Source organism: Enterococcus sp. DIV1090, from assembly GCF_050537975.1.
GTDB lineage: Bacteria > Bacillota > Bacilli > Lactobacillales > Enterococcaceae > Enterococcus > Enterococcus faecalis.
In genome coordinates this window covers 1,601,048-1,621,079 of record NZ_CP172917.1, presented here as the reverse complement: position 1 = coordinate 1,621,079, position 20,032 = coordinate 1,601,048, and the positions used below count along the sequence as shown (strand labels likewise).

Annotated in this window: 16 protein-coding genes; 15 read left to right on the top strand and 1 reads right to left on the bottom strand. The window is 37.2% G+C overall.

What is annotated here, in order from left to right:
* Nucleotides 1–13: 13 nt before the first annotated feature.
* Nucleotides 14–853: a helix-turn-helix domain-containing protein gene (locus IGL48_RS07825; RefSeq protein WP_010824733.1), complete on the bottom strand. Its 840-nt coding sequence runs from the start codon at nucleotides 851–853 to the stop codon at nucleotides 14–16.
* 202 nt (nucleotides 854–1,055) lie between these two features.
* Here IGL48_RS07825 and IGL48_RS07820 point away from each other — a divergent pair, with 202 nt between their 5' ends.
* The 15 genes from IGL48_RS07820 to IGL48_RS07750 all read left to right on the top strand — a co-directional run bounded on the left by IGL48_RS07820 (nucleotide 1,056) and on the right by IGL48_RS07750 (nucleotide 19,898).
* Nucleotides 1,056–1,631: a WxL domain-containing protein gene (locus IGL48_RS07820; RefSeq protein WP_048949347.1), complete on the top strand. Its 576-nt coding sequence runs from the start codon at nucleotides 1,056–1,058 to the stop codon at nucleotides 1,629–1,631.
* A 90-nt stretch (nucleotides 1,632–1,721) separates the two neighbouring features.
* Nucleotides 1,722–2,771 (top strand): DUF3324 domain-containing protein, encoded by a 1,050-nt coding sequence (locus IGL48_RS07815; RefSeq protein WP_010824732.1) that lies wholly within the window; start codon nucleotides 1,722–1,724, stop codon nucleotides 2,769–2,771.
* Nucleotides 2,768–4,936 carry an L-type lectin-domain containing protein gene (locus IGL48_RS07810; RefSeq protein ID WP_010824731.1) on the top strand — a complete coding sequence of 723 codons (2,169 nt, stop codon included), beginning with the start codon at nucleotides 2,768–2,770 and terminating at the stop codon, nucleotides 4,934–4,936. Before IGL48_RS07815 ends, IGL48_RS07810 begins: the two co-directional genes overlap by 4 nt.
* 365 nt (nucleotides 4,937–5,301) lie before the next feature.
* Nucleotides 5,302–6,147 carry a glycosyltransferase family 8 protein gene (locus tag IGL48_RS07805; protein WP_010824730.1) on the top strand — a complete coding sequence of 282 codons (846 nt, stop codon included), beginning with the start codon at nucleotides 5,302–5,304 and terminating at the stop codon, nucleotides 6,145–6,147.
* Nucleotides 6,137–7,039: a glycosyltransferase family 8 protein gene (locus IGL48_RS07800; RefSeq protein ID WP_010710277.1), complete on the top strand. Its 903-nt coding sequence runs from the start codon at nucleotides 6,137–6,139 to the stop codon at nucleotides 7,037–7,039. Before IGL48_RS07805 ends, IGL48_RS07800 begins: the two co-directional genes overlap by 11 nt.
* 385 nt (nucleotides 7,040–7,424) lie before the next feature.
* Nucleotides 7,425–8,156 carry a GntR family transcriptional regulator gene (locus IGL48_RS07795; protein ID WP_002360115.1) on the top strand — a complete coding sequence of 244 codons (732 nt, stop codon included), beginning with the start codon at nucleotides 7,425–7,427 and terminating at the stop codon, nucleotides 8,154–8,156.
* A gap of 11 nt (nucleotides 8,157–8,167) precedes the next feature.
* Complete coding sequence (agaS, locus tag IGL48_RS07790; protein ID WP_010824729.1) at nucleotides 8,168–9,340, top strand: SIS domain-containing protein; 1,173 nt, start codon at nucleotides 8,168–8,170, stop codon at nucleotides 9,338–9,340.
* Nucleotides 9,341–9,362: 22 nt separating this feature from the next.
* Nucleotides 9,363–10,358 (top strand): tagatose-bisphosphate aldolase, encoded by a 996-nt coding sequence (gene lacD / locus IGL48_RS07785; protein ID WP_002357245.1) that lies wholly within the window; start codon nucleotides 9,363–9,365, stop codon nucleotides 10,356–10,358.
* A gap of 15 nt (nucleotides 10,359–10,373) precedes the next feature.
* Complete coding sequence (locus tag IGL48_RS07780; protein ID WP_080349189.1) at nucleotides 10,374–11,315, top strand: hexose kinase; 942 nt, start codon at nucleotides 10,374–10,376, stop codon at nucleotides 11,313–11,315.
* Nucleotides 11,316–11,347: 32 nt separating this feature from the next.
* Entirely contained in the window at nucleotides 11,348–13,162 is a 1,815-nt protein-coding gene (locus IGL48_RS07775; protein ID WP_174098715.1) for a glycoside hydrolase family 35 protein, read from the top strand.
* The gene (locus IGL48_RS07770) at nucleotides 13,159–13,638 is read left to right on the top strand and encodes a PTS system mannose/fructose/N-acetylgalactosamine-transporter subunit IIB (RefSeq protein ID WP_002361968.1); all 480 of its coding nucleotides are present in this window, start codon (nucleotides 13,159–13,161) and stop codon (nucleotides 13,636–13,638) included. The genes IGL48_RS07775 and IGL48_RS07770 overlap by 4 nt, the downstream gene beginning before the upstream one ends.
* 13 nt (nucleotides 13,639–13,651) lie before the next feature.
* Complete coding sequence (locus IGL48_RS07765) at nucleotides 13,652–14,551, top strand: PTS mannose/fructose/sorbose/N-acetylgalactosamine transporter subunit IIC (RefSeq protein WP_002357253.1); 900 nt, start codon at nucleotides 13,652–13,654, stop codon at nucleotides 14,549–14,551.
* A complete protein-coding gene (locus IGL48_RS07760; protein ID WP_048949344.1) occupies nucleotides 14,538–15,347 on the top strand; it encodes a PTS system mannose/fructose/sorbose family transporter subunit IID in 810 nt (269 codons plus the stop codon). Before IGL48_RS07765 ends, IGL48_RS07760 begins: the two co-directional genes overlap by 14 nt.
* Nucleotides 15,348–15,366: 19 nt before the next feature.
* Nucleotides 15,367–15,774, top strand: a complete 408-nt coding sequence (locus tag IGL48_RS07755; RefSeq protein ID WP_002365775.1) for a PTS sugar transporter subunit IIA — start codon at nucleotides 15,367–15,369, stop codon at nucleotides 15,772–15,774.
* A 149-nt stretch (nucleotides 15,775–15,923) separates the two neighbouring features.
* Complete coding sequence (locus IGL48_RS07750; RefSeq protein WP_048949343.1) at nucleotides 15,924–19,898, top strand: endo-alpha-N-acetylgalactosaminidase family protein; 3,975 nt, start codon at nucleotides 15,924–15,926, stop codon at nucleotides 19,896–19,898.
* Nucleotides 19,899–20,032: the final 134 nt, after the last annotated feature.

Below are 20,032 nucleotides of genomic sequence, written 5' to 3'. Positions count from 1 at the left end.
AAAAATGAACCTATTAATAGATAGTTTTAATATACTCAAAGTATTGCTGATATTTGCGAGAAAAATTATCCATCTCTAATAAATGAAAAATTTGAAAGGCCTCATTAACTTTTTTTGTACCCGCAAGTTGTGCTCCTTTGGCATAGCAAAGCAATCCTTCTAAGAATAAAGCCATTGTTTTTCCGTATAAATCTCGAATTTCTAACATTGCTCGAAACTGTTTCAAATAACTTAGCCCTTCGTTGAGATACTTGTTGTTTACACAGAGAAGGATGGTATTGATGAGTATTTTGCTATATGGAGAATTGTAGCCATTAGAAGCAGAATAAAGATTTCTTTTTTTGAGCAATCGATTGACAATAATTAACAAAGTTTCGATAGGAATTTCGTCCATAATCGTAATGAACATCGTGACTTCCCTACTTGTCCAGTTCTCTAAGTTCATCAAGTTTTGAACAATATTTGTTATATTTTCGGCGACGACATTGCCGCCCAAACGATAAATAAACAGGTTAATTAATTGAATCGTAATTTCTTCTTCGTGTGGCAGTTTTCCAGTTAAAATCGCTGTTTTATAGTCCTCAAGACCTTTCATATTTCCTGCATGATAAAGTTCGGTAATCTCAAACCAAGTCTGATCTTTTAAAGCTTTCTGATAGCCATTGTGAATATACATAAATTCTTCTAATCGAACATTCAAATTTTTTATGATCTCCATAAATATATCGATGGTAGGGGTACTAATGTTTCGTTCAATTCGGCTGTAATAGCTCAGTGTCACAACTCCTTGGCAAACATCTTTTTGAGTTAACCCTTTGTCTTTTCGAATTTTTCTGATTGTTTGACCATACACGCCAGTTTCCCTCCTTGGTCTCTGAAAGTTTCTTACTGTTTCCCTATTATACCATCATAGAAAGGTCTTTCTCTAATGAAAATGACTTATAGTACATCTTTTTTAAAAAGGAAAAACATCTTGTGTTATGCTCCAATTCAGGCTAATTATCTTTTAGATGGTTAAGGTCATTTTTTGAAAATTTTAAAAAGGATGGGATAGGATGAAAAAAAGTATTTTATCAACAATAGCAGTACTGGGAGTGACTTTGGGAGGTGGCGCAATCAATTCGTATGCCGATGAAGCGAACCCAACAGCTGAATTGACAAGTGAAGCATCTTTGACAATTCAACCAGGAATCTTAAATTTAGATGCAGTTTCTAACTTTAATTTTGGAGAGCTAACGATTCAAGATGTTGCGGAATCTGATCAAACATTGACTGGAACACCAGAGATAACGAAAGTATCTGATTATCGAGGGCCAAACGAATCTGGCTGGATGTTGTCGTTAAAACTATCAGATATTAAAAATGAAAATAACGTAAAATTACAATCTGCGAAATTAAATTTAGCAACCACACGTGCAAAAGGTGATGCGACAGTTACTGCTACGACAACAATTGATGCTGGCACGACTGAGCCGACACTTGTCGCTAGTGCAAACGGAACAACTGGATTGGCAGCGAATGAATTTGATTTATCAAACACAACGTTAACTTTTCCTAAACAAAATATTAATAGTGGCCGCTACAGAGGGACGGTTACTTGGGTGTTAACAAACGCTTATACCCCTGAATGAAGCAATCTAGACAAAAAAATTTAATATTTTGTCTGTAAGTTAAATGGCTCAACAATAGAGTTGAAATTTTGGCTGTTAGGAGGAGAGAGCATGACGGTTAAAAGTAACACTACTTTTTTGTTATTTTTTTTCACATTATGTAGCATATTTTTTAGCATAAATAGTAAAGTACTGTCTGTAGAGGCGGAAACGACCGCTTTTACTGTGACACCCGAGTATCCTGAAAATCAAGTATCAGAAGCTACATATTTTGATTTATATCTTCAGGAAAATAAACAAACGTTGACTATTCTAGTTACAAATACATCTGAACAAACATTGCAAGTAAAAGCGGGTGCTTTAAACAGTTATACAACATCTACGGGCATAATTGCTTATCAAAGCCGTGAAACTGCAGAAATGTATCAGGGACAGTCATTTACTCAATTTGTTGAACCAAAACAACAAATCATAAGTCTGCAGCCTTCTGAAAGTAAAAAAGTTTCGTTTCAGTTAGACAGTCAACGACAAAAAATTACTGGTGAAGTGTTAGGTGCTTTTGCTTTTGAAACAATTACTTCCCCAAACCAAGAAAAAGCAATGCATTCAATGATTCAGGCAAAATATCTAACCCAAATCGGTGTCAGGTTACGCACCGATTTGGGTTCACTGCCTGAGCCTAATTTACTTTTTGACAAAACTGAGCCCGTCATAAAAAATGATACTGTAGTTATCAAAAGTACCTTGATAAACAACCAGCCTACCGCACTTGGTAAGGTAAACGTTGAGACAACTGTCTATGATAAAACAAATAAAAAAATAATTGGTGCGAAAAAAGCAGACAACTATCAAATTGCTCCTAACTCCTTGATTCCAATTTTAACAGAGTTAAAGGAAGAAACTTTAAAATCTGGAACATATAATGTTCATATCGCAATTCATTCCTCAAAAGGCAACTGGGTGTTCGATGACTCGTTTACTATTTCTGCTGCTCAAGCGAAAGCAATTAATCAAAAAACAGTCTTTTTCACCAAACAGAAAGATGAATCTATTATATTTTCAATTTTAGTTGGAATGCTGATTGTGTTTTTACTAGCAATTCTGGGCTTACTTTGGAAATATTACCAATTAAAAAATAAAAAGAGGGTGAATCAAGAATGAAGCCCAGCAAATTAGGCGGCTTGTTTTTTTTACTTTCCTGTTTATTACTTTTCTTTGGTGGTCTATTTTTCCTTCCCAGTGAAGGGTTAGCAGAGATTATTGAACCAGCGTTTGAGACATTGCCAATTGATCAAACGATGATTTCGACGGTAGGAAAAGCGGGAAGTCCGAGTGGATCTGAAAATCACCGCTATGTTCAGATTAATGATACAACACCGAGTTCTAGTGGGGCAGTTTGGTTTAATAACCCAGTGAGTTTTACAAATGATTTTAAAATTGAGATGGCTTTTTATATTGAAAATGTAACAAATGATAGTGATGGATTAACATTTGTTATGCAAAGTAATGGTCCGACAGCAATAGCGGAAGAAGCTGGTCCAACGATTGGAGTATGGGCAAACACAGGAGATTCTACACCATTAAGTAAGGGGGCAATTCCTAACAGTTTGGCGATTGAATTTGATACCTTCTATAACAATAATAGTAATCTTATTGCAAACGATGGCATGATGGATCGTGATACAAGTTCCAAAGGTCATCATATTGCCTGGGCTTATCCGGGGGCAGAAACTTCCTATACAAAAGATGGTATTTTTAAGATTGACAAAGTCCTTCATCACCGAAATGAAAAAGGAGTGACAGATTTATCTGATAGTAAGTGGCATAAATTTATCGTGGAATTTAAACGAGAAGCGGGAACATTTACCTATTCTGTTCCTGATTATGCCTTAAATATTACGATTCCTGTGGATACGGAGTTTAAAAATAACTTAGGCTTAAATGAAAATAAACGTGTTTATTTTGGATTTACTGGAGCAAACGGGGGCTATGCACAAGCAAAAGCTATTTCATTTACAAATGTGGAAGGGCTGGTAGATTTGCAATTACGTACGGGTGTTGCACAATCAGCGGATAACCAATTGCTAGCAGACACTGGGATTCCTCAAAACGAAGTTCATTCTGTCGACAGAAGTCAAGAAATCACGTATATGACAGCGATTGATTATTTACAAACAAGTGATTTACTTCGTTTACAAGCCGGGACGAGGATCCAAATGACACTCCCTGATAACTTTGAAGTGCTAGAGAATAAGGTTTACTTCGGGAGTGCTCAAGAAATTGGGACAGGCGCTCAACCAACGGGAGGACAAGAACTCCCTTTTACAAGAGAAAAAGACAAAATAGTCATTACATTACCGGCACTTGAAAGAGGCACGTTGTATGGTCTTTATTTCAAAGTGAAAAATAAGCTCGTTCAAATAAATAGCCTGCTGGATTTAACTGTTCCTGTTTCTAGTACTTTTTCCGGGAATGCTTTTTCTAAACCAGTGACTACCGGGGATCCAGCTGCCCATTATTACAAGCTAACAGGGAAATGGATGCCGACAATTACAACTGGTCATTCTTCTGCAACGGAGGCAGCTCAGTCTCCTCAAATTGTAAGACAAAAACGTAAGGCCTACCTTCCTGTTCAAATTGAAGATGAAAATTCTACGTCCACTAAACTATTTATGAGTCCTATTGTTTCAGAAGAAGAATTAGCTACGACTACTTTTATTGAAAAAGCACATCTTTCGAGAGAAAATTTAACGGAGAATTTTGAAACAACTATTGAATACGAAACTTCACAGCTTCAACCTGAAAAAATGTATTACGTAGGTATGTATACAGTAGATGCTGAAGGCAATCAATCAGAAACCAAAATTCAAGCCATTGATTTCAAAGGAATTATAGAATTAACAACAGTTCCTACTGCTTTTGTTGGAAACACTTTGACAATCAACGAATTAGTTCAAACGAAGCGTGAAGATGGTTATTTCTATATGAAAATAGAAAATTTACCAGAGAATGATTCGTTGACAATTACAAATACAAGTAGTTACTCTTGGGAATTAAGCGGACAACTAGCAACTATCGTTGAACAACTAGAAAGCTGGGGACAAGAGGTCTCTCTTTGTTTTTTTGAAAAGAATACTCAAACATTACTTTTTCAATTAACCAAAGATGAACAGTTAATTCTAAAGCAAGAAGTAGAAGGTAAGGATGTAACTAAAAGTTTAAATGATTATGATCTCTATTTTCGTTTTAAAGCTGATCCTTTAAAGGTTGTACCAGGACGGTATTCAGGAAATGTTAGATGGCGGTTATCAGAAGTTAAGCCTTGAAAATGAGAATATTTTTAAAGATTATTAAACAAAAAACTGACTACTTAACTGAGTAGTCAGTTTTTTATTGGTAATATTTTTTTAAAATATTAAAACAAATAAGAAAATCTAGAAGCAATACTTTTATCCGAAGTAAAAAAATAGTAGTGGCAGTATTAAGTAGGTTTTGTTTCGCTTAATATATCCCTAAAATAGAGGTCTATTATTTATTTTTGTTCCCTCATAAATATTATTTTATAGCCATAAAATATATTTTTATTATAATTATATTATAAATTAATGAGCATATAATTTGCAGATAAGTTTTTCAGGGCCTATTCTGAATAGGAACTTAGCTATAAAAATAAAAGAGGAGAGTGGTTTTGATGAGAAAAACTCAGAAGATTGTGCCAATTGTGACAGCTTCAGACGAAAATTATGCTCCTTATTTGAATGTAATGATGACAACTGTTTTAGAAAATTGTCATGCGGAGAGATCTGTTCATTTTTATGTGATTGATGATGGGCTGTCGCTATCTAGCAAAAAAGCACTCCAAGAAACGGTTAGTAGTAACTCACAAAATGCGACTGTTGAATTTCTAACAGCAGACAAAGAAGTCTATCAAAATTTTTTAGTGAGTGATCATATTACAACGACCGCATACTTACGCATTTCTTTACCGTCACTTTTACAAAAATATAGCTATAAAAAGGTTCTTTATTTAGATGCAGATACGCTTGTTTTAGATGATATTGTCCAGTTGTATGATACGCCATTAGTGAACCAAACGATTGGCGCGGTTATTGATCCTGGTCAAGCATATGCTTTGAAACGTTTGGGCATCCGTTCCTCCGATTATTATTTTAATTCAGGAGTTATGATTATTGATATTGACCGATGGAACGAGAAAGCAATCACCCAAAAAACAATTCAGTATCTAGAAGAAAATGGGGACCGCATAGTTTATCATGACCAAGATGCTTTAAACGCCGTTCTTTATGAAGATTGGCTAGCTTTAGAACCAAGATGGAATATGCAGACGTCTTTAGTTTTTAATCGTCATGAAGCGCCTAATGAGGCTTACCAAAAATTATATGCAGCGGGAAATCAAGAGCCAGCGATTATTCATTTTACTGGTCACGATAAACCCTGGAATACGTTAGAAAATCATCCTTATACAGCTCTTTATCTAAACAAGTTAAAGAAAGTAGGTGCAAGAAATGGAAAATAGAAAAGAATTAGCGATTGTCTCATGTTGCAATACCAACTTTGTACCGCATCTTGCTGCTATGTTTGTTTCAATTTTAGAAAATAGTCCTTCAGCGGCAGCTGTTCATTTTTATGTGATTGATGACAATATCAATTTTGAAAGCAAGCAACTACTGTATTTTACGATTAAACATACCCAAATCAATGCAGAGTTAACATTTTTAAAAATCAACCCCCATTTTTTCAAAAATGTTGTAACCAGTGAACGAATTCCCAAAACAGCTTACTACAGGATTGCTATTCCAGAGCTGTTTAGAGGAAGCCAGATCGAACGGCTGTTGTATATGGATTGTGACATGATTGCCTTAGATGATGTCGCAAAATTATGGACAGTTGATTTAGGTGAAAATATCATCGCCGCTGTTGAAGATGCAGGGTTCCATCAACGTTTGGAAAAAATGGCGATTCCTGCAGAATCTATGTGTTATTTTAACTCAGGCTTGTTGCTAATCGATGTTAAAAAATGGTTGAATTTAGATGTAACCACTAAAGTCTTAAGATTTATTGAAGAAAATCCAGATAAATTACGTTTCCATGATCAAGATGCATTGAATGCGGTTTTACACGACCGTTGGACCTTGTTGCATCCTAAGTGGAACGCCCAAGGCTATATTCTATCAAAAGCAAAAAAACATCCGACTATTTATGGAGAAAGACAATATGAAGAAACGAGAAGAGCACCATCCATTATCCACTTTACTGGCCATGTCAAACCTTGGACGAAAGAATTTCAGTGGTATACCAAGCGTTATTATGATCAATATGCGAACAGGACGGCCTTTCGTTGTGTCAACACATTCAATCAATATTTATCTTATACGAAAATTAGCAGAAGGATTGAATATGCTCAATAATGAATATTGTCATGGATTTCGTAAAATCAGTTACTTGTTAGTTGTTGCCAGAACCAAACAATAGAAAGGAAGAAGTCGGGATAGAACTGTTTTTCAGATTTTGAGTATGAGACAAAAATCTAAAGTGATTTTTGTCTCATACTCTTTTTTGTCTATTTAAAATAAAGCCAGCAACTGGTATCATATTTAAGGATGGTTTTTTATAAAAAAATGATTTCTTTAGGAAAAAAATATTACAATAAAGAAAAATAAAAAAATGTAAACGTTGTCATTTCAAGGTTATAGCGGTATGAAGATATTTATTAATACTTTTTATTGACAAAATAAAAAAAACCACCGTACTATTGGTTTGTGGTTATAACCAGTTAGGGTAAAGGAGAAAGTTATGGAAAATGCCTTTAAAAACAAAGCTTTGTATCATCAACTTGTTGATTTGCTGCAGGAACGAATCGAAACATGCATGATTCCTCATGACAAGTTGCCCTCTGAACGTGAATTGACTGCACAATATGGAGTGAGTCGGACGACGGTCCGGTTAGCGCTACAAGAACTAGAAAATAGAGGTTCCATCTATCGTCGTCATGGCAAAGGAACATTTGTTTCAGATATAAAAAAAGAGGCCGCTGATTTAGCTGGCGCATATAGTTTTACAGAACAAATGAAAGGGCTGGGTCGAAAACCACATACCCGTATATTATCCTTCGAAAAATTGGAAGCGGATAAATTTATTTGTCAGCATTTGAATCTTTCGTTAGGAGAGGCAGTTTTTAAATTAAGTCGGTTACGGATTGCTGATAACGAGCCATTAATGGTTGAAGACACATACTTGCCTGTGAAATTTTTCTTATCACTCACGGATCAATTACTACGTAGCAAGCCATTATATGATCTATTTTCGGAAGATTTTAAGCAAACCGTTCGTTTAGCTGATGAAGAATTATACGCTAGCATTGCGTCAAAAGAAGATGCCAAATTATTGATGATTCCAGAAGGAGCGCCAGTCCTTCATTTAGCACGCCAGACATATAACATGAAAAATGAAATTATTGAATTTACGTTGAGTGTGGCGCGAGCAGATCAATTTCATTATCAGATACGCCATATTCGGAATAGTTAGGAGAGTTAAGTATGTTTACAGCAGAAAAAGAAGAACTAGAACAACTAGGAGCGGAAATCACGACACGTGAAATTCGTCAGCAACCTGAGCTTTGGCAAGAAACCGTGACACTTTATCATGAAAATCAAACAGCTTTGGAAAACTTTTTAAAAGAAGTCCAAGCCAAAGCGCAAGGAAAACGCACAAGAGTAATTTTTACAGGAGCAGGGACTTCGCAATATGTCGGTGATACGGTTGTACCTTATCTCCGAGCACACGGCGAAACACAAGCCTTTTCATTCGAAAGTATTGGGACAACGGATATTGTGGCCAAACCAGAAGATTATCTGATTAAAGACGAACCAACATTGTTAGTTTCGTTTGCAAGAAGTGGAAATAGTCCTGAAAGTTTAGCGGCAGTTGAAGTAGCTAATCAAGTGGTTGAAACAATTCATCATTTAGCGATCACTTGTGCCGAAGAAGGACAACTGGCACAAATAAGCCAAAAAGAAGAAAACAGCTTTTTATTCTTAATGCCAACACGTTCCAATGATGGTGGTTTTGCGATGACTGGTAGCTTTTCTTGCATGACCTTGGGTACATTACTACTCTTTGATCAAACAGCCTTTGAGCAAAAACAAGATTATGTAACCGCTCTAATTAAATTAGGTGAAGAAGTGCTATCCCGTGAAGAAGAATTAAATGAAATTGTTAACCTTGATTTTGAACGCATTGTTTATGTTGGTTCTGGAAGTTTAGCTGGTTTGACAAGAGAAGCGCAATTAAAAATCTTAGAACTAACAGCCGGCAAAGTTGCCACAATTTTTGACTCTTCTATGGGCTTCCGTCATGGACCAAAATCATTTATTAATGAAAAAACAATAATGTTTGGTTTTGTTAATAATACACCATACACAAGAGATTATGATTTGGATATCTTAGAAGAAGTTCACGGTGACGAAATTGCGGCGGGTGTTTTTGCGATTGCTCAACCTGGCAAACGTAATTTCTCAGGTTCAACTATTGAATATTCCGCAGAAACTGCTCTATTACCTGATGGCTATTTAGCATTAGCAGATATCATGGTAGCCCAAACAGTCGCACTTTTAACATCTATTAAAGTTGGAAATAAACCGGATACCCCTTCACCGACAGGTACAGTGAATCGTGTGGTTAAAGGCGTAACGATTTATGACTATAAATAATACAACATTTGGAGGAGGAACTATGCTTACGTTAACAGCTGGAAAAAAAGCGGCAATGGATCGTTTGTCAACCCAAGAAGGAATCATTAGCGCGTTGGCCATTGATCAACGAGGTGCCTTGAAAAAAATGATCAAAGCACTAGATGTAGAGCCAACTGATGCACAAATTGAAACGTTTAAAGAATTAGTCTCGAAAGAATTGACACCTTATGCGTCTGCCATTTTATTGGATCCAGAATATGGATTGCCTGCTGCAAAAGCACGCGATACCGAGGCTGGATTGTTACTCGCTTATGAAAAAACGGGCTATGATGCAACAACTCCGGGACGATTGCCTGATTTACTAGCAGATTGGTCTGTTTTACGCTTGAAAGAAGAAGGCGCAGATGCGATTAAATTTTTACTATACTATGATGTGGATGAGGATCCAGAAATCAATCATCAAAAACATGTATTTATTGAACGCTTAGGGAGTGAATGTGCAGAAGAAGACCTACCATTTTACTTAGAATTAGTTTCTTACGATGCACAAATAGCAGATGCGACTTCTTTAGAATATGCAAAAGTTAAACCGCATAAAGTGAATGAAATGATGAAAGAATTTTCTAAACCCCAATATAAAGTAGATGTATTGAAAGTGGAAGTTCCAGTTAATATGAATTTTGTAGAAGGTTTTGCGCCGGCTGAAACAGCGTATACAAAAGAGGAAGCGGCGAATTATTTCTTAGAACAAAGTCAAGCCACTGATTTACCATTTATCTTTTTAAGTGCCGGTGTCTCAACAGAGCTATTCCAAGAAACACTACGTTTCGCTAAAGAAGCTGGTTCAACATTTAATGGTGTTTTATGTGGCCGTGCTACGTGGAAAAATGGCGTGAAACCTTTCGTTGAAGCAGGAGAAACTGCGGCTTGTGATTGGTTAAAAACAGAAGGCCGAGAAAACATTGAAAGTTTAAATGAAGTCATCGCGGCAACCGCCAGCTCTTGGCATGCAAAAGTTCAAGTAAACGAAGGGTAATTGGGAGGCATAGCTGTGATAGTAACAGTAACAATGAATCCGTCAATTGATATCTCCTACCTATTAGATCATCTAAAGCTTGATACCGTTAATCGGACCAGTCAGGTGACCAAAACCCCTGGTGGCAAAGGATTAAATGTCACTCGTGTCATTCATGATTTAGGTGGAGATGTTATCGCTACCGGCGTTCTTGGTGGTTTTCATGGGGCGTTTATTGCAAACGAGTTAAAGAAAGCAAACATCCCCCAAGCATTTACGTCAATCAAAGAAGAAACGCGTGATTCGATTGCGATTTTGCACGAAGGGAATCAAACTGAAATTTTAGAAGCTGGACCGACTGTTTCCCCAGAAGAAATCAGTAACTTCCTTGAAAATTTCGATCAATTAATTAAGCAAGCAGAAATTGTCACAATTTCTGGCAGTTTAGCGAAAGGATTACCAACAAATTTTTATCAAGAATTAGTTCAAAAAGCTCACGCACAAGAGGTTAAAGTACTACTAGATACTTCTGGTGATAGTTTAAGGCAAGTTCTTCAAGGACCATGGAAACCGTATTTAATTAAACCTAACTTAGAGGAACTAGAAGGATTACTAGAGCAAGATTTTTCAGAAAATCCATTAGCAGCTGTGCAAACAGCTTTAACAAAACCAATGTTTGCTGGAATTGAATGGATTGTCGTATCTTTAGGAAAAGATGGTGCAATTGTCAAACATCAAGATCAATTCTATCGTGTAAAAATTCCAACGATTCAAGCTAAAAATCCTGTTGGTTCAGGAGATGCAACCATTGCTGGTCTTGCATATGGACTAGCCAAGGATGCCCCAGCGGCCGAACTGCTAAAATGGGGCATGGCGGCTGGAATGGCTAATGCCCAAGAAAGAACGACTGGGCATGTAGACGTAGAGAACGTGAAGAAACATCTTATGAACATCCAAGTAGTCGAAATTGCTAAATAAAGAGCTTTCTTTATTTAGCAATTATCCAGTAATTGAAAGCGTTTACTAGAAAGGGTGGCAATGTGGAAAGATTTGAAATTAAAGAGGAGTTTCTTTTAAATGGTCAACCATTTAAAATTTTATCAGGCGCTATTCATTATTTTCGTGTAGATCCCTCAGATTGGTATCATTCACTTTATAACTTGAAAGCTTTAGGCTTCAATACAGTTGAGACATATGTACCATGGAATTTACATGAACCGCAAAAAGGAACATTTCATTTTGAGGGAATATTAGATTTGGAGCGCTTTTTAAAATTAGCACAAGAACTTGGACTATATGCGATTGTGCGGCCGTCTCCTTATATTTGTGCAGAATGGGAGTTTGGCGGTTTTCCAGCATGGCTATTAAATGAACCAGGACGGATGCGTTCGAATAATCCAACCTATCTGAAGCATGTTGCGGAATATTATGATGTTTTAATGGAAAAAATTGTTCCGCATCAACTTGCTAACGGTGGCAATATTTTAATGATTCAAATCGAAAACGAATATGGTTCATTTGGCGAAGAAAAAGCGTATTTACGGGCGATTCGCGATTTGATGATTGCACGCGGCGTGACAGCACCATTTTTTACTTCTGACGGGCCATGGCGCGCAACATTGCGGGCAGGCAGCATGATTGAAGATGATATTTTAGTAACTGGGAATTTTGGCTCAAAAGCCAAAGAAAATTTCGGTATGATGCAAGCCTTTTTTGAAGAACATGGTAAAAAATGGCCGTTAATGTGTATGGAATTTTGGGATGGCTGGTTTAATCGTTGGAAAGAGCCAATTATTAAACGAGATCCGCAAGAATTGGCTGAATCAGTTAGAGAAGCATTAGCATTAGGCAGTATCAACTTATATATGTTTCATGGCGGCACCAATTTTGGGTTTATGAATGGCTGCTCCGCACGAGGAACCATTGATTTACCACAAATCACTTCCTATGATTATGATGCGCCACTTGATGAACAAGGGAACCCAACCGAAAAGTATTTTGCGTTACAAAAAATGCTTCACGAAGAGTACCCTGCGTTACCACAAGCTGAACCACTAGTAAAAGATTCTTTTGCGCAAACAGCAATTCCTTTAACAAACAAAGTGAGTTTGTTTGCGACTTTAGAAACGATTAGTCAGCCAGTGGTCAGCGTTTATCCGCAAACCATGGAACAATTAGGACAAAATACCGGCTATCTTCTTTACCGAACAAGCATTGAAAAAGATGCTGCAGAAGAAAAGCTAAGAGTGATTGACGGTCGTGATCGTCTGCAATTATTTGTCAATCAGGTACATCAAGCAACGCAATATCAAACGGAAATTGGTGAAGATATTTACGTTACACTGCCGCAAGAGAATAATCAAATCGATGTTTTAATGGAAAATATGGGTCGTGTCAATTACGGGCATAAACTATTTGCAGATACTCAGAAAAAAGGGATTCGAACGGGTGTCATGGCAGATTTACATTTTATGACGCAATGGCAACAATATTGTTTACCTATGACAAGCTGTGAACAGGTAGACTATTCAAGAGAATGGCAACCTGATCAACCAAGCTTTTACCAGTATCATATGGAGTTAGCAGAAGTGAAAGATACATTTATTGATGTTTCTAAATTCGGCAAAGGAATTGTTTTTGTTAACCAAACCAATCTTGGTCGTTTCTGGAATGTTGGTCCGACGCTTTCCTTATATATTCCCAAAGGATTATTAAAAGAAGGGCAAAATGAGATCGTCATTTTTGAAACGGAAGGAACGTACCAACCAGAAATTCAGTTAGTAAAAGAACCACTATATAAAGAAATGAAAGAGGGATTACAATGAGTATTATTGGCGTAAGAATTGATGGACGTTTGATTCATGGACAAGTGGCAAATTTATGGGCGACAAAATTGAATATTTCCAGAATTATGGTCGTTGATGATGAGGTTGCAGGGAATGCCATTGAAAAAAGTGGCTTGAAATTAGCAACACCAGCTGGCGTGAAACTAAGCGTGTTACCAGTTGAAAAAGCTGCTCAAAATATTTTAGCAGGAAAATACGACTCACAACGTTTACTAATTGTGGTACGGAAACCAGATCGTTTATTAAAACTAGTAGAACTTGGGGTGCCGATTAAAGAAATCAATGTTGGGAACATGTCACAAACAAACGAAACACGGTCTATTACTAAGTCAATCAATGTGGTCGATCAAGATATTGAGGTTTTTAAAGAGTTAAATGCTAAAGGTGTCCATCTGATTGCTCAAATGGTGCCAAGTGACAAAGCGGAAGACTTTATGAGTTTGATAACAAAATAGGAGGGAACAAAAAATGAATATCTTATGGTGGCAGATCTTATTATTAACATTATACGCAGGATACCAAATTTTAGATGAATTACAAATTTATTCTTCATTAAGTGCGCCAGTGTTTGCAGGTCTTTTTGCAGGATTAGTGATGGGGGATATTAAAGCAGGACTTATTATTGGTGGAAGTATGCAATTAACTGTATTAGGAGTTGGGACTTTCGGGGGTGCCTCCAAAATTGATGCTAACTCAGGTACGATTCTTGCCACAGCATTTTCTGTGTCTTTAGGAATGAACCCTGAACAAGCAATCGCTGCTATTGCAGTACCAGTTGCTAGTTTAATGATTCAATTAGACATTTTGGCTCGTTTTGCGAATACCTACTTTGCACATCGAATTGATAAAATGGTCGAAGATATGAACTACAAAGGAATTGAACGTAACTTCTTAATGGGTGCCTTACCTTGGTCTCTTTCTCGAATGATTCCAGTCTTCTTAGCACTTGCTTTTGGTGGTGGTTTAGTACAAAAAGTTGTATCTGTCCTAAATGGCGATTTGAAATGGTTAGGTGATGGCTTGTCTGTTGCTGGGGCGGTCTTACCAGCGGTCGGTTTTGCAATTTTACTACGTTACTTACCAGTGAAAAAACATTTCCCTTATTTAATTCTTGGTTTCACTGTAACTGCTTTACTAGGAACAATCTTTACAAACATGCAACTTTTAGGAACATCTGTTGCGAGCGTTGTGAAAGACTTCAGTGGTGTATTTAACGCACTACCAATGTTAGCAGTCGCTTTAATTGGTTTCGCTTTAGCCGCAATTAGCTACAAAAATGGCCAAATGATTCCGAGTGGGCCAGCAGCCAAAAAAGAACATGCAGCGAATGATTCAGACGAAGGAGAGATTGAAGATGACGAAATCTAATTATAAATTGACGAAAGAAGATTTTAAACAAATTAATCGCAGAAGCTTGTTTACTTTCCAATTAGGTTGGAACTACGAAAGAATGCAAGGATCAGGTTACTTGTATACGATTTTGCCGCAATTGCGTAAAATTTATGGGGATGATACGCCTGAATTAAAAGAAGTAATGAAAACACACACGCAATTTTTCAATACTTCAAACTTCTTTAATACGATTATTACAGGGATCGATTTGGCCATTGAAGAAAAAGAAGGCACTGCTGGAAAACAAACAGTTTCAGGTTTGAAAACTGGTTTAATGGGACCGTTTGCAGCAATTGGGGATTCAATTTTCGCAGCTTTAATTCCAACTATTTTTGGGGCGCTAGCTGCCAACATGGCGATTAATGGCAACCCAACTGGTATCTTTATCTGGATTGTTGCTCAAATTGCCGTGATGGTCTTCCGTTGGAAACAATTGGAATTTGCGTATCGCGAAGGAATTTCTTTGGTAACAACTATGCAACACCGCTTAACTGCCTTAACAGACGCTGCAACTTTACTAGGGGTCTTCATGGTTGGCGCTTTAGTAGCAACGATGGTTAATGTGAAACTATCATGGGCACCAAGCATTGGGGATGTAACACTTAACATGCAAAATAACTTGGATATGATTTTACCACGTCTACTCCCTGCAGGAATTGTTGGTGGCGTTTATTGGATGCTAGGTAAAAAGAATATGACGTCTACTAAAGCCATTTTTATCGTATTAATTGTCTGTGTCGCATTGTCTGCGTTAGGTGTTATTTCAAAATAAGTAAGACAGGAGAAAATCGATGAGTGAACATTTAGTTTTAGTAAGTCATGGCCGTTTTTGCGAGGAATTGAAAAAAAGTGCGGAGATGATTATGGGACCGCAAGAAACAATTTCCACTGTTGCTTTATTACCAGAAGAAGGTGAAGCTGACTTTTTAGAAAAATTTGAAGCGATTACGGAATCGTTAGAAGATTTTGTTGTCTTTGCTGATCTATTAGGGGGAACACCTTGTAATATTTTATCCAAAAAAATTATGCAAGGTGCTTCGTTTGACTTATATACTGGGATGAATTTACCGATGGTTATCAGCTATGTAAATGCAAATTTATTAGCGATTGAAGGTGACTATGTTAAGGAATCAGCAGAAAGTATTGTGAAAGTCAACGAATTGCTGCTAAATGTTGCAGTAGATGATGAGGATGAATAATTCTGACTTGTTGTCGTAAGTAATTAAAGTTTTTAAGAGAATGATTTAGAGATGGACGTTCCAAAAATAAAAGAATTTATTTTTGGAACGCCCCTTTAATTGTTAATAGTGAAAGCGTGTTCAAAAATGTTAGGGGGCTGATTTATCAGATGAAACATGGAAAAATAAAACGATTTAGTACATTGACACTATTGGCAAGCGCAACGATTTTAGTACCATTAAGTACGTCTGCAGAAGAAACAACAAACAGCAGCACTGAAACAAGCTCATCAATGGTGGAACCTGCCGCAACAGAAGAAAAATTGTGGCAATCTGATTTTCCAGGAGGGAAAATTGGTGAGTGGCAAGATGTGATTGGTAAAACAAATCGAGAATTAGCAGGAGAGTCATTGGCGATTTCACGAGATGCAGCAGCAGGTAATAATGCCGTATCTTTAAATTTAGATTCCCCTAAATTAGCTGATGGTGAAGTAGAAACAAAGTTTAAATACACTGCTGGAAGCGGTCGAACGGGTGTGATTATTCGTGGTAATACCAAAGATAGCTGGGTTTTTGTAGGCTATAACGCGAATGGCAAATGGTTAGTTGAAAGCCCTAATTCGTGGAATGATTCAATTTCTGGGCCAACGTTAAATGAAGATACGAATTATTTGTTGAAAGTACGTTATGTTGGTGAAAAAATTACTATCTGGCTTAACACCACGTTGATTTACGAAGGAGAACCTGTTTTGGCCAACGGAGACAAAATTCCAACAGAAGCCGGACATGTGGGTGTCCGTTTGTGGTACGACAAAAAAATTGTCAATTATGACTATTTTAAAAATGGCCCCGTAGATAGCATTCCAGAAATTGTGCCAGAAGTGACGCAAATTGCGCCAGTCAAAGTTTTTACAAAAATTGGTGTCGCACCAAAATTACCGAAACAAGTAAAAGTGACCTATAATACTGGTAAAGAAGCCAATGAAGCAGTCCGTTGGGATGAAATCGATCCTGATGCATACAAAGAACCAGGAACTTTTGAAGTCGACGGTACTTTGGAAAATACAAATATCAAAGCAAAAGCCAGCGTTGTTGTTGCTAAAGACAATGAAGCTGAAAAAGGCGACAAAATCTCTTCCGCAGATTTAACAGCCGTGGTTGATCCACAATTTCCACGAATTATTCGCTACGAAGACCCTCAGAGTAATCAAGTGATTTTTAATGGCCAACACGAGAAAATTGACCAAGTAATGATTGATGGCAAAGCATATAAAGCAACTGCTGAAAAACAGAAGAGTGAAGCAAATCAAGCCGTTTATAACGTAGCTGTCCCAGAAATTGGTTTGCGTTTCACAACGACATTGACTGTTTCCGAAGGCCAAGAATTAGCTATGAAACTCTCAGATATTCGTGAAGAAGGAACCAAAATACACACAATTTCAATTCCAAATCAAGGCTTGATTTCTGTCAATAGTACAGATGAAGGGGCGACTTTTGCTGGCGTTGTGATGAATACTGGGACAAATGCAAATAACGGAAATAAAAATGGTGATACTATCCAAGATTTAACTACAACAAGCCAAGAAGAAACGAAAAAATATATGTATGGTTTCTTAAATACAGCAAATTATGCTGCAAGTTTTTGGACGAACGCCTATGGAGACGGCTCTGTCGATGGTAGTGACAACAATCGAATCCATAAACAAACAAAAGAAGCAGCGACTGGTTTTGTAACAACCTTGTCAAGTGGGGCATGGACCTATCGACCATTTGATGCACCGGAAGATTACACAACTGGAGAAACGCCAGAAGTGAAAGTTAAATTCTCAAAAGATAGCAACGACGACAATCGGGTGGATTGGCAAGATGCGGCAATTGGGTTCCGTTCAATTATGAATAACCCAATGGGCGCGGAAAAAGTCCCTGAATTAGTCAACCAACGGATTCCTTTTAACTTTGCTAGTCAGGCGACAAATCCATTCTTAGTGACGTTAGACGAATCAAAACGTATTTACAATTTAACAGATGGATTAGGACAAATGAATTTACTAAAAGGGTATCAAAATGAAGGACATGATTCTGCGCATCCAGATTACGGTGCTATTGGTCAGCGACCTGGTGGGGAACAAGCGTTGAATCAATTAATTGATGAAGGACATAAATTAAATGCCGTTTTCGGTGTGCATATTAATGACACCGAGTCTTACCCAGAAGCAAAAGGATTTAATGAGGAATTAGTTGATCCAACGAAGCGTGGCTGGGATTGGTTAGATCCGTCTTATTTTATTAAACAAAGACCAGATGCATTGAGTGGTCGTCGCTATGAGCGCTTTAAAGAATTAAAACAAAAAGCACCGAATCTAGATTATATTTATGTTGATGTTTGGGGCAACCAAGGCGAATCAGGTTGGGCAAGTCGTCAACTAAGTAAAGAAATTAATTCACTCGGTTGGTTTACAACCAATGAATTTCCGAATGCTTTAGAGTATGACTCGGTTTGGAACCATTGGTCTGCAGAAAAAGATTACGGCGGTACAACAACGAAAGGCTTTAACAGTACAATCGTTCGTTTTATTCGGAATCATCAAAAAGACACTTGGATTATTTCCGACAACCCTTTGTTAGGTGGAGCTGAATTTGAAGCCTATGAAGGTTGGGTGGGTAAAACCAATTTTAATACCTATCGCCAAAAAACTTTTGCCATTAATGTCCCAACTAAGTTCTTACAACATTACCAAATTACAAACTGGGAAACTACAACAGCAGAAGATGGTCAAATCTATGGCACAATTAAATTAGCGAACGGTGCTGAAAAAGTGACCGTTACTCAAGCAGATGCTAATTCGCCAAGAAGCATTACGTTAAATGAGACAGAAGTTCTAAAAGGTGATGCGTATCTACTGCCTTGGAATGTCAATGGTCAAGACAAACTATATCACTGGAATCCAAAAGGCGGTACCAGCACTTGGTCATTGGATAAGAAAATGCAAGGAAAAACGAATTTACATTTATATGAATTAACAGATCAAGGGCGTATTGACAAAGGCGTAATTGCCACTACAAATAACCAAGTGACCATCCAAGCCGAGGCTAATACACCGTATGTCATTGCTGAACCTGACAGTATTGAACCGATGACATTCGGAACAGGAACACCATTTAAAGATCCTGGATTTAATGAAGCCAATACCTTGAAAAATAACTGGAAAGTTTTCCGAGGTGATGGAGAGGTTAAAAAAGATGCCAACGGTGATTATGTCTTTAGTTCAGAAAAAGAAAGAACCGAAATCAAACAAGACATCAATCTTCCTAAACCAGGAAAATATAGTTTGTATCTAAACACAGAAACACATGATCGTAAAGCCACAGTAACTGTTAAAATTGGTGGTAAGAAATATACGCGGACAGTGAATAATTCGGTTGCCCAAAACTACATTCAGGCAGATATTAACCATACAAGCAGGAAAAATCCGCAGTATATGCAAAATATGCGAATTGATTTTGAAATCCCAGATAATGCCAAAAAAGGCTCGGTGACGTTAGCGGTTGATAAAGGCAATTCCGTTACAAAATTTGATGATTTACGAATTGTTGAGCGTCAAACTGATATCATGAACCCAGACAAACAAACAGTTATTAAGCAAGATTTTGAAGACACACAAGCAGTTGGGTTATATCCGTTTGTTAAAGGCTCAGCTGGTGGTGTAGAAGATCCACGGATTCATTTATCAGAAAGAAATGAACCTTACACACAATATGGATGGAATGGAAATCTTGTTTCAGATGTATTAGAAGGCAACTGGTCCTTGAAAGCCCATAAACAAGGAGCAGGTTTGATGCTTCAAACAATTCCACAAAATATTAAATTTGAACCGAACAAGAAATATACGGTCCAATTTGATTATCAAACTGATGGTGAAAATGTCTTTACTGCTGGGACCATTAATGGGGAGTTGAAAAATAACAATGACTTTAAGCCAGTCGGTGAATTGACTTCGACAGCAGCAAATGGTCAAACCAAGCATTATGAAGCAGAAATAATTGGGGATGCTTCAGGAAACACTACGTTTGGTATTTTTACAACAGGTGCCGATAAAGATTTCATTATGGATAACTTTACGGTCACAGTGGAATCGAAAAAATAAATTTAGTCTATCTAAGCAACTTGGGCTACAAGTTAAACGTACTTGTAGCCCAAGTTGCTTCTTTTATGAAAAGAAGCAAGGCCTAGTGCCTCATTTTTATACTGCAGAATAAACAGACACATTTTTAAAGTGTC